13 protein-coding genes and 2 tRNA genes are annotated in these 14,758 nt (G+C 65.9%); 1 reads left to right on the top strand and 14 read right to left on the bottom strand.

The genetic code is table 11. The features are described 5' to 3' along the window. The 3 genes from DIE22_RS29220 to gltX all read right to left on the bottom strand — a co-directional run bounded on the left by DIE22_RS29220 (position 1) and on the right by gltX (position 1,830). A tRNA-Glu gene (locus DIE22_RS29220) sits at positions 1-76 on the bottom strand. Positions 77-216: 140 nt separating this feature from the next. Further along, a tRNA-Ala gene (locus DIE22_RS29225) sits at positions 217-292 on the bottom strand. Between the two features lie 128 nt (positions 293-420). Continuing rightward, on the bottom strand, positions 421-1,830 hold the full coding sequence (gene gltX / locus DIE22_RS29230; RefSeq protein ID WP_124606636.1) for a glutamate--tRNA ligase: 1,410 nt from the start codon (positions 1,828-1,830) through the stop codon (positions 421-423). A gap of 281 nt (positions 1,831-2,111) precedes the next feature. Between gltX and DIE22_RS29235 the strand changes: the two genes are divergently transcribed. Beyond that, positions 2,112-3,038 carry a patatin-like phospholipase family protein gene (locus DIE22_RS29235; RefSeq protein WP_124500799.1) on the top strand — a complete coding sequence of 309 codons (927 nt, stop codon included), beginning with the start codon at positions 2,112-2,114 and terminating at the stop codon, positions 3,036-3,038. Positions 3,039-3,139: 101 nt separating this feature from the next. Here the strand turns inward: DIE22_RS29235 and DIE22_RS29240 are convergent, their stop codons facing one another. From DIE22_RS29240 to DIE22_RS29290, 11 genes are all read right to left on the bottom strand, one after another. Further along, the gene (locus DIE22_RS29240) at positions 3,140-3,814 is read right to left on the bottom strand and encodes a C40 family peptidase (RefSeq protein WP_124500798.1); all 675 of its coding nucleotides are present in this window, start codon (positions 3,812-3,814) and stop codon (positions 3,140-3,142) included. Between the two features lie 128 nt (positions 3,815-3,942). Continuing rightward, complete coding sequence (locus tag DIE22_RS29245) at positions 3,943-5,565, bottom strand: ABC transporter ATP-binding protein (RefSeq protein ID WP_124500797.1); 1,623 nt, start codon at positions 5,563-5,565, stop codon at positions 3,943-3,945. After that, positions 5,562-6,659, bottom strand: coding sequence for an ABC transporter permease (locus tag DIE22_RS29250; protein ID WP_124500796.1), 1,098 nt, complete (start codon positions 6,657-6,659; stop codon positions 5,562-5,564). Before DIE22_RS29250 ends, DIE22_RS29245 begins: the two co-directional genes overlap by 4 nt. Before the next feature lie 75 nt (positions 6,660-6,734). Continuing rightward, positions 6,735-7,778 (bottom strand): microcin C ABC transporter permease YejB, encoded by a 1,044-nt coding sequence (locus DIE22_RS29255; protein ID WP_124500795.1) that lies wholly within the window; start codon positions 7,776-7,778, stop codon positions 6,735-6,737. A 52-nt stretch (positions 7,779-7,830) separates the two neighbouring features. Next, a complete protein-coding gene (locus DIE22_RS29260; protein WP_124500794.1) occupies positions 7,831-9,714 on the bottom strand; it encodes an extracellular solute-binding protein in 1,884 nt (627 codons plus the stop codon). 201 nt (positions 9,715-9,915) lie between these two features. After that, positions 9,916-10,278: a hypothetical protein gene (locus DIE22_RS29265; RefSeq protein ID WP_124500793.1), complete on the bottom strand. Its 363-nt coding sequence runs from the start codon at positions 10,276-10,278 to the stop codon at positions 9,916-9,918. 360 nt (positions 10,279-10,638) lie between these two features. Then, positions 10,639-10,971, bottom strand: a complete 333-nt coding sequence (gene cyoD / locus DIE22_RS29270) for a cytochrome o ubiquinol oxidase subunit IV (RefSeq protein ID WP_011352504.1) — start codon at positions 10,969-10,971, stop codon at positions 10,639-10,641. After that, positions 10,972-11,580 carry a cytochrome o ubiquinol oxidase subunit III gene (gene cyoC / locus DIE22_RS29275; protein WP_124500792.1) on the bottom strand — a complete coding sequence of 203 codons (609 nt, stop codon included), beginning with the start codon at positions 11,578-11,580 and terminating at the stop codon, positions 10,972-10,974. Then, positions 11,580-13,586, bottom strand: coding sequence for a cytochrome o ubiquinol oxidase subunit I (gene cyoB, locus DIE22_RS29280; protein WP_124606637.1), 2,007 nt, complete (start codon positions 13,584-13,586; stop codon positions 11,580-11,582). Before cyoB ends, cyoC begins: the two co-directional genes overlap by 1 nt. A gap of 3 nt (positions 13,587-13,589) precedes the next feature. Continuing rightward, complete coding sequence (cyoA, locus tag DIE22_RS29285; protein WP_124500790.1) at positions 13,590-14,477, bottom strand: ubiquinol oxidase subunit II; 888 nt, start codon at positions 14,475-14,477, stop codon at positions 13,590-13,592. Positions 14,478-14,492: 15 nt separating this feature from the next. Then, positions 14,493-14,729, bottom strand: a complete 237-nt coding sequence (locus DIE22_RS29290; protein ID WP_124500789.1) for a hypothetical protein — start codon at positions 14,727-14,729, stop codon at positions 14,493-14,495. Between the last annotated feature and the right edge of the window lie 29 nt (positions 14,730-14,758).

A 14,758-nucleotide genomic window follows, 5' to 3' on the forward strand; every position in this document is an offset into this window, starting at 1 on the left:
TGGCGTCCCCTAGGGGATTCGAACCCCTGTACTCACCGTGAAAGGGTGATGTCCTAGGCCTCTAGACGAAGGGGACATGATCTTTTCAGATCTGTCTGACTTTCGCTATTCACTCATCGTCAACAGCGAAGGCCGAAATTCTAACTGCTTTAAATCATTTTGTGAAGCATTTATTACTACCACCACTGCTTCGCAAATCAATCCGTTCTGCTCTGATGGTGGAGGTAAGCGGGATCGAACCGCTGACCTCTTGCATGCCATGCAAGCGCTCTCCCAGCTGAGCTATACCCCCTTGCAGAACAGAAATGAGATTATATGGACCGATTTTGAACTTGTAAATACCCTTTTTGCGATTCGAGCGAATTTTTTTGCGAAACCGCCGCAACGTCACGTGCGGGCGGCCTCGCTACCACCCCAACCTCAGGCCAGCGCGGCCTCGATACGCGACACCACGGCATCGCGACCGAACAACACGAGCACCGCGTCGATCGACGGCGTATGCGTCGTGCCCGCCACCAGCAGGCGCACCGGCATCGCGAGCTGCGGCATCTTCAGCTTGTGGGCGCCGAGCGTCGCCTTCAGCGCGGCGGACACCGCTTCCTTCGTCCAGTCGGCCGCCTTCAGCGCAGCGACGAGGTCGGCCAGCGCCGGGCGCACCGCATCGGTCACGTGCTGCGCGAGCGCATCGGCGTCCGGCGCCGGCACGCGGTAGAACATCGCGGCGCCTTCGGCGATCTCCTTGACCGTCGTCGCACGATCCTTCATCAGGCCGACCACCGCGTCAAGCGCCGGGCCCGTCGCGATCGCCGCGTCGTCGATGCCGAGCGCGTCGAGGAACGGCTTCGCGAGCGCGGCAAGGCGCGCGTTGTCCGCTTCCTTGATGTAATGGGCGTTCAGCCAGCTCAGCTTGCTGTGGTCGTACTGCGCGGGCGACTTGCCGAGATGCTCGAGGTCGAACCATTCGACGAACTGTTCGCGCGAGAAGATTTCGGCATCGCCGTGCGACCAGCCGAGACGGGCGAGATAGTTGACGACGGCCTCCGGCAGGAAGCCTGCGTCGCGATACGCCATCACGCTCATCGCGCCATGCCGCTTGCTCATCTTCTCGCCCTGCTCGTTCAGCACGGTCGGCAGGTGCGCATAGACGGGCGGCTCGCCGCCGAGCGCGCGCAGGATGTTGATCTGGCGCGGCGTGTTGTTCACGTGGTCGTCGCCACGGATCACGTGCGTGATGTTCATGTCCATGTCGTCCACGACCACGCAGAAGTTGTAGATCGGCGTGCCGTCCGGGCGCGCGATCACGAGGTCGTCGAGTTCCTCGTTCGAGATCTCGATACGCCCCTTCACCGCGTCGTCCCACACGACCGTGCCGGTCAGCGGGTTGCGGAAACGCAGCACCGGCTTCACGCCGGCCGGCGGCTCGGGCAGCACCTTGCCCGGCTCCGGACGCCACGTGCCGTCGTAGCGCGGCTTGAGGCCCGCCTCGCGCTGGCGTTCGCGCAGCGCGTCGAGTTCCTCGGCCGACATGTAGCACGGGTACGCGAGGCCCTGGTCGAGCATCTGCGCGAGCACCTCGCGATAGCGGTCCATCCGCTGCATCTGGTAGATCGGGCCTTCGTCGAAATCCAGGCCGAGCCACTGCATCCCCTCGAGGATCGCGTCGACGGCTTCCTGCGACGAGCGCTCGACGTCGGTGTCCTCGATACGCAGCACGAACGTGCCTTTCATCTTGCGCGCGAACGCCCACGGATAGAGCGCGGAGCGGATGTTGCCGAGGTGAATGAAGCCGGTGGGACTCGGCGCGAAGCGGGTACGGACAGGACGGGTCATAAACGGTAACTCGAACGCCTGGGGCGCATGAATGATTCGACGCGGGATCGACGGCGACGGCCCGGACAGCAATGGGGCCGGCCGCGCCCGGGACGGGAAAGAAGCCGGAATTATACTCGCGCCGGTCTTCGCGCCAAGCGCGCGGCTTGCTTTATGATGTCCGCGCCGCGGCCGCCAGCCGGCGCCGCGCCGGCCGCACGGTTTCCGCCGCGCCGGCCGCTCGGAACCTATCGCCGCAGCGGGCCGCACGGCCCGCTGCCAAGCCGCCGGAGAACCATTCGATGTCGTCCCCTCGCCTGTCGCGCCGCCACTTCACGATCGCGTGCGCGTCCGCCAGCCTCGCCGCCTGCACGTCGTTCGGCGACAAGTCCCGCCCCGACAACACCGCGAATCCCTCGCAGTCGCGCGAGAAGTCCGTGAAGATCGGCCTCGCGCTCGGCGGCGGCGCCGCCCGCGGCTTCTCGCACATCGGCGTGCTGAAGGCGCTGGAGGCGCGCGGCATCCCGGTCGACATCGTCGCGGGCACGAGCGCGGGCTCGGTGGTCGGGGCGCTGTACGCGTCGGGGATGAACGGGCTGCAGATCAACAAGATCGCGCTCGACATGGATCAGGCGGCAATCAGCGACTGGGCGCTGCCGTTCCGCTCGCGCGGGCTGCTGCAGGGCGTCGCGCTGCAGAACTTCCTGAACAAGACGCTCAACAACCGGCCGATCGAAAAGATGGCGAAGCCGCTCGGCATCGTCGCGACCGACCTGCAGAACGGCCAGCCGATCCTGTTCCAGCAGGGCAATACGGGGCTCGCGGTGCGCGCGTCGTGCAGCGTGCCGTCGGTGTTCGAACCCGTGAAGATCGGCAACCGCGAGTACGTCGACGGCGGCCTCGTGAGCCCGGTGCCTGCGTCGTTCGCGCGCAAGATGGGCGCGAGCTTCGTGATCGCGGTCGACATCTCGTCGCGGCCTGACGGCGCGGCGACCAACAATCCGATCGAGATGCTGCTGCAGACCTTCACGATCATGGGCCAGACGATCAAGACCTACGAGCTCGACAAATACGCGGACGTCGTGATCCGCCCGAACCTCGCGGCGATGGGCGGCAGCGACTTCAACCAGCGCAACGCCGCGATCCTCGCGGGCGAGGAAGCCGTCGCGCGCATCATGCCCGAGTTGCAGCGCAAGCTCGCGGCGGCCCGCGGCGCCGCGGCGGCGTAAGCGGACTCGGCGCGGGGTGCGTAACGGCGCGCCCCAAAAACAAAAACCCTGCCGCCTTTCGGTGACAGGGTTTCCTTGATCCGGCGGAGCGCCGGCGAGCGTCAGTTGCTGCCGTTCGCCGCGTCGTCGCCGATCGTTGCGCGCACGCGCTGGCGCAGGTCGTCGGCCTTCATCGGAAACTCCGACTCGAGCCGGCGCGCGCCGGTGAACCGCTTTTCCCAGTAGCCGTTGTCGAGATCGTCGACGCGAATCGTGCTGCCCGTCGACGGCGAATGCACGAACTTGTTGTCGCCAATGTAGATGCCGACGTGCGAGAACGTACGGCGCATCGTGTTGAAGAACACGAGGTCGCCCGGCTTGAGGTTGCTCATGCTGACCTTCTCGCCGACGCGGCTCATTTCTTCCGCACGGCGCGGCAGCGACATGCCGAGCGTGTCCTGGAACACGTAGCGCACGAAGCCGCTGCAGTCGAGGCCCGAATCCGGCGAGTTACCGCCCCAGCGATAGCGCACGCCGATCATGTTCAGCGCGCCGACGACCACGTCGCCTGCCTTGCCTGCCATGCCGGCGAGGAACGACTTCGCGCCGCCGGTCGACGGCTGCGCGCTGGTCTGCTGGAGGGAGGAACCCGACCCGATCTGAGTCGAATTGGTGACATTTTGGTTAAAACTGCTGACTTCGTCGGCGAACGCGCCGGGAGCTGCTGCGAACAGGGCGCCGATGAACAGCCCGGCGAGGGTGCGCGCGCATGCCTGGGTCAGGGATCGATGCTGCATTGGTCGATGGAATTTGCTTAAAAATCAGCTGATTGGCGGAAAATTTCGGTCGATACTAGCCAGCGCGTAATCGTTTGTCAAAACAAATTAAAAAATACAATCGAGATGATCAGACCATTGGACGCCTATCACGCTTTCCAGACCGCTTTCAACAGCTTTTGTGTGTAAGGATGTGACGGTCTCGTGAAGATGTCGGCCACGTCGCCGGACTCGACGATCGCCCCGCCCTGCATCACCGCGACACGGTGCGCCATCGCTCCGATCACCTCCAGGTCGTGGCTGATGAATACATAGCCGAGGTTGTATTTCTGTTGCAAATTCGCGAGCAGTTTCAGCACCTGCTGCTGGATCGACACGTCGAGCGCGGAGGTCGGTTCGTCGAGGATCAGGATGCGCGGCTCCAGCACGAGCGCGCGCGCGATCGCGATCCGCTGGCGCTGCCCGCCCGAGAATTCGTGCGGATAGCGATGCAGCACCGTGCGGTCGAGGCCGACCTCGCGCAGCACCGCCACCGACTTCGCGCGGCGTGCGTCCGGTGTCAGTTCCGGGCGATGCAGTTCCAGCCCCTCGCCGACGATTCGCTCGATCGTGTGGCGCGGCGACAGCGAACTGAATGGATCCTGAAAGACGACCTGCATGTTCGAGCGCAGCGCGGTCTGCTCGCGGCCGCGATAGGTCGACAGCGCGCGTCCCTGGAATTCGATTTCGCCGTGAGCCGTCTTCTGCAGCCCGAGCAGCGCCATCGCGAGCGTCGACTTCCCGGAGCCGGATTCGCCGACGATCCCGAGCGTCTCGCCCTGCCGCACCGACACGGACACGTCGGCGACGGCCGTCACCGGCGTCGTGCCGAACCAGCCCGCGAAGCCCGGCCGCTTGCGCGCGAACTGCACGCTGACGTGGCGCGCGTCGAGCACCACGGGCGCGATCGGCATCACCGGCGCGACCGCGCGCTGCGGCCGGCTGTTCAGCAGCCGCTGCGTATACGGATGCTCCGGCTCCGCGAAGATCCGCTCGACCGGCCCGCTTTCGACCAGCCTGCCGCGCTCCATCACCGCGACCCGCTCGGCGAAGTGCCGCACGAGGTTCAGGTCGTGCGTGATCAGCAGGACCGCCATCCCGCGCTTTTCCGCCTCCTCGCGCTGCAACTCGAGCAGCAGGTCGACGATCTGCGCGCGGATCGTCACGTCGAGCGCGGTGGTCGGCTCGTCCGCGAGCAGCAGGCGCGGCCGGCATGCGAGCGCCATCGCGATCATCACGCGCTGCCGCTGGCCGCCCGACAGCTGGTGCGGGTAGCTGTCGACGCGCCTCTCCGGCTCCGCGATGCCGGTGCGCGCGAGCAGCGCGATCGCGCGCTTGCGCGCCTCCGCCGCCGTCACGCCGTCGTGCAGCACGATCGTCTCGCCGATCTGCGTGCCGATCGTATACAGCGGGTTGAGCGCCGTCATCGGCTCCTGGAAGATCATCGCGATGTCCGAGCCGCGCAGCCCGCGCATCTCGCGCTCGCTCTTGCCGGCGAGGTCGTGCCCCGCGAAGCGGATCGTGCCGCTCACGTCGGCGTCGCGCAGCAGCCGCAGGATCGACAGCGCGGTCACGCTCTTGCCCGACCCCGACTCGCCGACGAGCGCGACGCGCTCGCCGCGGCCGATCGCGAGCGTCACGTCGTCGACGGCCACCGTGTCGCCGAAGCGCACATGCAGATGCTCGAGCGACAGCAGCAGCTCGCCCGGCTTCGATACGACCGTGTCGCTCATCGCTGGCCTCCCGCCGCGCGCACCGAGTCGGCGATCCGCGTGTCGAGCGCGTTGCGCAGCGCGTCGCCCATGAAGGTCAGCAGCAGCAGCGTCGCGACCAGCACGCCGAACGTCGACAGCGAGATCCACCACGCATCGAGGTTGCCCTTGCCCTGCGCGAGCAGCTCGCCCAGGCTCGGCGTCGGCGGCGGCACGCCGAGCCCGAGGAAGTCGAGGCTCGTGAGCGCGAGGATCGCGCCGCTCATCCGGAACGGCAGGAACGTGATCACGGGCGTCAGGCTGTTCGGCAGCACGTGGCGCCAGATGATCTGCCAGTTCGTGAGCCCCATCGCGCGGGCCGCGCGCACGTAGTCCTGCGTGCGGTTGCGCAGGAACTCGGCGCGCACGTAGTCGGCAAGGCCGATCCAGCCGAACAGCGACAGCAGCACGATCAGCAGCAGGAAGCTCGGCTCGAAGATCGATGCGAAGATGATCAGCAGGTACAGCTCGGGCAGCGAACTCCAGATCTCGATCAGCCGCTGCCCGACGATGTCGATGCGCCCGCCGAAGAAGCCCTGCACCGCGCCCGCGGCGATCCCGAGCAGCGTGCCGATCACGGTCAGGACCAGCCCGAACTCGACCGACACGCGGAACCCGTACACGAGCCGCGCGAGCAGGTCGCGCCCCTGCGCATCGGTGCCGAGCCAGTTCGCGCGCGACGGCGGCGCCGGGTTCGGCGCGCTCGAGAAGTAGTTCAGCGTGTCGTAGTAATAGCGGTTCGGCGGATAGACGACGAAGTTGCCCGGCGCCTCGAGCCGCTTGCGCACGTACGGGTCGAGATAGTCGGCCGGCGTCGGGAAGTCGCCGCCGAAGGTCGTCTCCGGGTACGCATGGAACATCGGGAAATAGTAGTGATCGTCGTAGCGCACGACGAGCGGCTTGTCGTTCGACCACAACGGTGCCGCGAGGCTCGCGGCGAACGCGACGACGAAGATCACGAAGCTCCAGTAGCCGAGGCGCTGCTGGCGAAAGCGCTGCCAGACGCGGCGCGCGGGCGACGGCGACACGCGCGCGCGCGCGGCGTCGATGCGGGGCGACACGACGGCCCGGTTCATCGCGCACCTCGCCCGGCGAGCGCGGGCAGGCGGACGGGCGCGCCGGCAAGCGGCGTGCGGACGGTCGGTTTCATGTCAGCGCTCCAGGTTGTCGAATTGAATGCGCGGGTCGACCCACACGTAGCAAAGGTCGGAGATCAGCTTGGTCGCGAGCCCGATCAGCGTGAACAGGTACAGCGTGCCGAGCACGACCGGGTAGTCGCGCCGCACGACCGACTCGTACGACAGCAGCCCGAGGCCGTCGAGCGAGAACAGCGTCTCGATCAGCAGGCTGCCGGTGAAGAACGCGCCGATGAACGCGGCCGGAAACCCGACGATCAGCGGCAGCATCGCGTTGCGGAACACGTGCTTCCATAGCACGGTGCGCTCGGCGAGCCCTTTCGCGCGCGCGGTCAGCACGTACTGCTTGCGGATCTCGTCGAGGAACGCGTTCTTCGTGAGCATCGTGATGACCGCGAAGCTGCCGACGACCGACGCGGTGATCGGCAGCGCGATGTGCCACAGATAGTCGAGCACCTTGCCGATCAGCGACAGCTGGGAGAAGTTGTCCGACGTGAGACCGCGCAGCGGGAACAGCTGCCAGAACGAGCCGCCGCCGAACAGCACGAGCAGCAGCACGCCGAGCACGAAGCCCGGAATCGCATAGCCGATCAGCACGACGAGGCTCGTCGCGACGTCGAACGGCGAGCCGTTGCGCACGGCCTTCGCGATGCCGAGCGGCACCGAGATCAGATACGTGACGAAGAACGTCCACAGCCCGATGCTGATCGAGACCGGCAGCTTCTGCACGATCAGCGACCATACGCTCTGGTGACGAAAGTAGCTGTCGCCGAGATCGAAGCGCGCGAAGCGCTTCAGCATCAGCCAGTAGCGCTCGAGCGGCGGCTTGTCGAAGCCGTACAGTGCCTTGAGCTGCGCGAGCTGCTGCGCGTCGACGCCCGTATGCGCGCGCATGCCGAATGGCGTCGCGCCCTGCTCCGTCGCGCCCTTGCGCAGCTCCTGCACGGCCTGTTCGACCGGGCCGCCCGGCACGAACTGGATCACGGCGAACGTGAGCGTGAGCACGCCGGCGAGCGTCGGGATCATCAGCAGCAGGCGTTTGAGGATGTAGCTCCACATAGGGCGTCGACTCGCGATCGATAGGCTGGGTTGAACGAAGGGCCGGCAGGCCTCAGTGATCGGGCTTGGCCCACCAGGTCGACACGACCCAGCCCTCGGCCGAATAGTACAGCGGCAGCGTGCGCGGATAGTCGAGCGTGCGCTGGTACGCGATCCGGTGCGTCGTGCTGTACCACTGCGGAACCGCGTAGTAGCCATGCATCAGCACACGGTCGAGCGCATGCGTCGCGTCGAGCAGGTCGTCGCGCGTCTGCGCGGCGCCGAGCGCGTGCAGCAGCGCGTCGACAGCCGGCGACTTCAGCCCGATGATGTTGTCGGAACCCGGTTCGTCGGCGAACTTGCTGGCATAGCGCGAGAACTGCTCCGCGCCCGGCACCTGCACGCCCGGCAGGCGGACCGTCGTCATGTCGTAGTCGAACGCGTCGAGCCGCTTTTGCAGCAGCGCGTAATCGGCCGTGCGAAAGCGTGCGTCGATGCCGAGCTTCGCGAGATTGCGCTGATAGGCGGTCACGACACCTTGCATCGCGCCGCCTGCGTCGTCGAGGACCTCGAACGTGAACGGCTCGCCCTGCGCGTTGCGCAGCGCGCCGTCGCGATAGGTCCAGCCGGCCTGCGCGAGCAGCGCGCGCGCCTTCAGCAGGTTCGCGCGCAGCGAGCCCGGCGGGTTCGTGCTCGGTTGCGTGACCATCGGGCCGAACACGGCCGGGTCGAGCTGCGCGCGCAACGGTTCCAGCAGCTTCAGCTCGCCCGGGCCCGGCGTACCGGTCGCCTGCAGGTCCGTGTCGGCGAAATAGCTGTCGAGGCGCGTGTACGCGCCATAGAACAACTGGCGGTTCAGCCATTCGAAATCGAACGCGAGATCGAGCGCCTGGCGCACGCGCGCGTCGCGAAACAGCGGCCGGCGCAGGTTCATGAAGAAACCCTGCATGCCCGCGCCGTTGTGCTGGCGGAATTCGCGCTTGACGAGCTCGCCGCTGTCGAAGCGCTTGCCGACGTCGCGCCGCGTCCAGTTGCGCGCGATGTATTCGACCAGCACGTCGTACTCGCCGGCCTTGAACGCCTCGAGCCGCGCGACGCCGTCGCCGTACAGCTTGTAGACGATCCGCTCGAAGTTGTTGGTGCCGACCCGCACCGGCAGGTCGGCGCCCCAGTACGCGGGATTGCGCCGGTACGTAATGGTGCGGCCGTTGTCGTAGTGCTCGATCAGGTACGGGCCGCTGCCGATCGGCTGCTCGAACGCGATCTGGTCGAACGGGATCCGCGTACCGTCCGCGCGCAGCCCCCACTTGCGCGAGAACACCGGCACGCCGCCGGCGATCAGCGGCAGCTCGCGGTTCGCGCTGCGGAATTCGAACCTCACGGTCGCGCGGTCGATCACCACGGCCTTCGCGATTTCAGCGAAATACGCGCCGAACTGCGGCGCGGCCTGCTTGCTCTTCAGCGTGTCGAACGAAAACCTGACGTCGTCGGCCGTGACCGGGTCGCCGTTCGAAAAACGCGCGCGCGGATTCAGGTGGAACGTGACCGAGCGGCGGTCCGGCGCGATCTCGATGTCGTCGGCGAGCAGCCCGTAGGCGGACGCCGGTTCGTCCGAGCTGCCGGTCGCCAGGCTCTCGAACAGCATGTCGATGCCCGGTGCGGGATTGCCGCGCATCGTGAACGGATTGAACTTGTCGAATGACGTCAGCCGGCTCGGGTTCGCGAGCACGAGCGTACCGCCCTTCGGCGCATCCGCGTTCACATAGTCGAAATGCTTGAAGCCCGGCGGATATTTCGGCTCGCCGTACTGCGCGATCGCATAGGCCGCGTGCGCGGCCGTCGCGGCCAGCACCGCCTGTATTGCCCATGCTGCCGCCGTGCGGCCGGCGGCTCGTACCGCATGCGCGACGCCGAAACGGATGCGCGCGGCGGCGGCCCGGGGCGAACCCTTCGTCATAGAGGCCCTGTCGGTCGATTGAGGGATGGAACACGGGTCGATTCTACCCATTCAGTTCGACGTCGAGCCAGTTCTCGGCTTTTCGTGCGTGGCGTCAGTGCGTCACGCCATCCGCGCGCGGCCCGCGCGGATAAAAGAAAACCGCCACGCGGGCGGTTTTTTCTCGTGCGGCACACACGTCGCGCGTGCGCCGCATGTCGATCAGCGCCAGCCGTTGTGGCGGCCGTTATCCCAGTGACCGTGACCGCGATCGCCGCCCCAGCCGCGGCCATGATGGCGATACCACTCGTCGCGGCCCCAGTAGCGTCGGCCGTCCCAGTAGCGATCGCCGTGCCAGCCGATCACGATCGCCGGTGCCGGCACGTAGACGGGCGCCGGCGCATAGACAGGCGCCGGCTGGTAGACGACCGGCGGCGGCGGCGGCGCATACACCGGCGCGGGAGCGACGTAGACCGGAGCCGGCACGCCGACGTTGATCCCGACATTGACTCCCGCCATTGCTGCGCCCGACACGAGCAAGGCCGTCATACCGGTCAAGAGCGAGGCAACACGCAAAGTCTTCATGGATTCCTCTTCGAGTTGTTTGATGTGTGATTCGACTATAACGGCAAGCGCCGTGTCGGCATATTTCAAGTTTGTAAGAACTGATGCGCAGCGTCGCACCAGGACGCGCTCGCTAACGTCTTGTAACAACTGGCGGCCCGGCATGGCCGCGGCGGCCCTTCCCGTCCGCCGCCACCGGCTTTCGCGCCGGATTTGCGCCTGTCAGGCGCCCTTCGCGGGCCAAATCATACTGCTTCCGGCCTGCTGGCTCCCTCGTCGGCTCACCATCGTCGAAGCGATGCGCCGGCATCCGGCGGGCGAAAAAAAAGCGGCACGCGCGTGCCGCTTCTCGATGACCGGCGCATCGCGCCGCGATGCCGTTCAACGCGACATCATGTTCATGCTGACGTTGTGCATCACCCACAGCGTGCCGACGATCAGGATCGCCGCGGTCAGCACGGTGTAGCTGAACGCCATCACGTTCCAGCGCTGGCCGGACGAACCGTTCATGTGCAGGAAGTACACGAGGTGCACGACGATCTGCACGAATGCCAGCACGGCCAGCGCGATCAGCGACGCGTGCGGCGACAGCACGCCGCCCATCACGAGGCCGAACGACGCGGCCGTCAGCAGCACCGACAGGATGAAACCGGCGACGTAGCCGCCGACGCTGCCGTGCCCTTCTTCGAGTTGAGACGAATGCGAATGGGCCATTTAGATCACGCTCGCGAGATAGACAAAGGAAAACACGCAGATCCACACGATGTCGAGAAAGTGCCAGAAGAGACTCAGGCACGTCAGGCGCCGCAGGTCGCGATCGGTCAGGTCACCGCCGCGCAATACGATCTGCCCCGCGAGCACGATCATCCACAAGAGGCCTGCCGTCACGTGCAGCCCATGCGTGCCGACCAGCGTGAAGAACGCCGACAGGAACGCGCTGCGCTGCGGGCCCGCGCCTTCCGCGATCAGGTGCGAGAACTCGCGCAGTTCCATCGCAAGGAACGCCGCGCCGAGCACGAACGTCACCGCGAGCCACGCGAGCAGCGCGCCACGCCGCTGCTGGTACGCGGCCAGCATCGCAAAGCCGTAGGTGATGCTCGACAGCAGCAGCGCGGCGGTTTCCACCGCGACGCCCGGAATGTCGAACAGGTCCTTAGCGGTCGGACCGCCCGCGTACTGGTTGCCGAGCACCGCGAACGTCGCGAACAGCGCCGCGAAGATCACGCAGTCGGTCATCAGGTACAGCCAGAAGCCGAACACCGAGTGCGACGGCGGATGGTCGTCGTGCTCGAGCAGGGTTGCGCTCAAGGTTTTCTGCAGCATCAGTTGGCCTCCAGTTCCACGTCGTCGACACGCGTGGCCACGCGCGCCGCCGGTTGCTTCTCTTCGATCTTGCGCACCTTCGACGCCGGGATGTAGTAGCCGTCGTTGTCACGCGAGCTGTAGACCACGAGCGTCGCGACGATGCCGACCAGGCCGCCGATCGCCATCCACCAGATGTGCCACACCAGCGCGAAGCCGAGCACCAGGCTGAAGATCGCGACCACGAGACCCGCACACGTGTTCGACGGCATGTGGATGTCGCGGATCGTCGCCGGGTTCGGCCGGCCGTCGCCGCGTGCCTTCATGTCGGCGTACGCATCCAGCGTGCGCACTGGCGGAATCACCGCGAAGTTGTAGTCGGCGGGCGGCGACGAGGTCGCCCATTCCAGCGTGCGGCCGCCCCACGGATCGCCCGTGGTGTCGCGATACGCCGGCAGGTTGCGGTTGCGGATGCTGACGACCAGTTGCAGCAGCTGGCATGCGATGCCGATCGCGATCAGCACGGCGCCGAACGCGGCAACCAGCAGCCACGGATGCCACGCCGGGTTGTCGTAGTGGTTCAGGCGACGCGTCATGCCCATGAAGCCGAGCACGTAGAGCGGTACGAATGCGACGTAGAAGCCGACCTGCCAGAACCAGAACGCAGCCTTGCCGAGCTTCTCGTTCAGCTTGAAGCCGAACGCCTTCGGGAACCAGTAGTTGAAGCCCGCGAGATAGCCGAACAGCACGCCGCCGATGATCACGTTGTGGAAGTGCGCGATCAGGAACAGGCTGTTGTGCAGCACGAAGTCCGCGCCCGGGATCGCCATCATCACGCCGGTCATCCCGCCGAGCGTGAACGTGACCATGAAGCCGATCGTCCACAGCACGGGCGTCGTGAATTCGATCCGGCCGCGGTACATCGTAAACAGCCAGTTGAACACCTTCACGCCGGTCGGGATCGCGATGATCATCGTCATGATCCCGAAGAACGCGTTCACGTTCGCACCGGAACCCATCGTGAAGAAGTGATGCAGCCACACGAGGAACGACAGCACCATGATCGCGCAGGTCGCGTACACCATCGTCTTGTAGCCGAACAGCGGCTTCTTCGAGAACGTCGCGATGACTTCCGAGAAGATGCCGAACGCCGGCAGGATCAGGATGTACACCTCCGGATGGCCCCACGCCCAGATCAGGTTCAGGTACAGCATCGCGTTGCCGCCGGCTTCGTTCGTGAAGAAGTGCATGCCGAGGTAACGGTCCAGGCCGAGCAGCGCGAGCGTCGCGGTCAGGATCGGGAACGACGCCATGATCAGCACGTTCGTGCAGAGGGCCGTCCACGTGAACACCGGCATCTTCATCAGCGTCATGCCGGGCGCGCGCATCTTGATGATCGTCACGAAGAAGTTCACGCCGGTCAGCAGCGTGCCGACGCCCGAGATCTGCAGCGCCCACAGGTAGTAGTCGACTCCTACCCCCGGACTGAACTGCAGCTCCGACAGCGGCGGATACGCGAGCCAGCCCGTCTGCGCGAACTCGCCGATCACGAGCGAGATGTTGATCAGGATCGCGCTGACCGCCGTCATCCAGAAGGAGAGCGAGTTGATGAACGGGAACGCGACGTCGCGCGCGCCGATCTGCAGCGGCACGACCAGGTTCATCAGGCCGACCATGAACACCATCGCCATGAAGAAGATCATGATCACGCCGTGTGCCGTGAAGATCTGGTCATAGTGGTGCGGCGGCAGGTAGCCGGGCGCGTTGTACGCGAGCGCCAGCTGCATGCGCATCATGATCGCGTCGGCGAAGCCGCGCAGCAGCATGATCAGCGCGACGATGATGTACATCACGCCGAGTTTCTTGTGGTCGACCGTCGTCAGCCATTCCGTCCACAGCCACTTCCAGCGGCCGGTGATCGTCAGCGCGGCGAGGATGCCCAGCACGACCAGCCCCATGAAGGCGCCGGCCACCATGATGATGGGCTGATCGAACGGGATCGCCGATAGTGTGAGTTTGCCGAACATGCGTTACCCCTTCGTGCCGCAGGCGGCGTCCTTCAGGTCGAGGACGTGGCCGTCGTTGTATTTCGCGATGATGTTGTGGAAGAGCCGCGGATCGACCGACGAGAAGTAGCGCACGGGCGCCTTCTCGCTCGGCTGCGCGACGCTGCCGTACACGGTCGCGTCGAGCCGCTCGGGCGAGGCCTTCACCTTCTGCACCCATGCGTCGAACTGCTCGCGCGGCTCGGCGAGCGTGCGGAACTTCATGTCGGAGAAGCCGCGGCCGCTGAAGTTGGCGGACGTGCCCGCGTAGTCGCCGGCTTCATCGGCGATCAGGTGCAGGCGCGTCTGCATGCCGGCCATCGCGTAGACCTGGCCGCCTAGCTGCGGAATGAAGAACGAGTTCATCACCGAATCCGACGTGATGCGGAAGTTCACCGGCGTGCCGACCGGAATCGCGAGCTGGTTGACCGACGCGATGCCGAGTTCCGGATAGATGAACAGCCACTTCCAGTCGAGCGCGACGACCTCGACGTCGATCGGCTTCACCGACGACTCGAGCGGCTTGTACGGATCGAGCTCGTGCGTGGTTTTCCACGTGAGCACGCCGAGGAACAGGATGATCAGCGTCGGCACCGTCCAGATCACGACCTCGATCGCGGTCGAGTGCGACCAGTTCGGCGCGTAGGTGGCGTTGCGGTTCGATGCGCGGTATCGCCACGCGAACCACAGCGTGAGCAGGATCACCGGCACGACGACGAGCAGCATCGCCCAAGTGGAGGTTGCGATCAGCGCCTTTTCGGCAGCGCCGACGCTTCCTTTCGGATTTAGTACATCTAAATTACAGCCTGACAGGCTCAACGCCGCGCCGATCGACATCAGCGCCGTCCAGCCTTTTGAAGCTCTTCTTTTCATCACACAGCCCGAGGGTCATTGAATCCGTTGCGTATGCCCGATGCGCATTCGATCCACGAAAGTGGCCGAATCATACGTCGCGCGGGCGCGATGAAAAACCGATGGATGCGGCAAATCATCATTGCAAAATCTGCTGTGAGACAGATTGTCGCGGGGCAATTTCACGCAGGCGGAAGCCAGCCGCGAGCCGACAGGAAACCCGCCGAAGACGCCGGACAGGGCCCGCCCTGCCCCGATGGTGGTGCGCGCCACGGCCGCATCGTCGTGCGATGCGGCCCGTC

The sequence above is a fragment of the Burkholderia sp. Bp9142 genome, from assembly GCF_003853415.1.
Classification (GTDB): Bacteria; Pseudomonadota; Gammaproteobacteria; order Burkholderiales; family Burkholderiaceae; genus Burkholderia.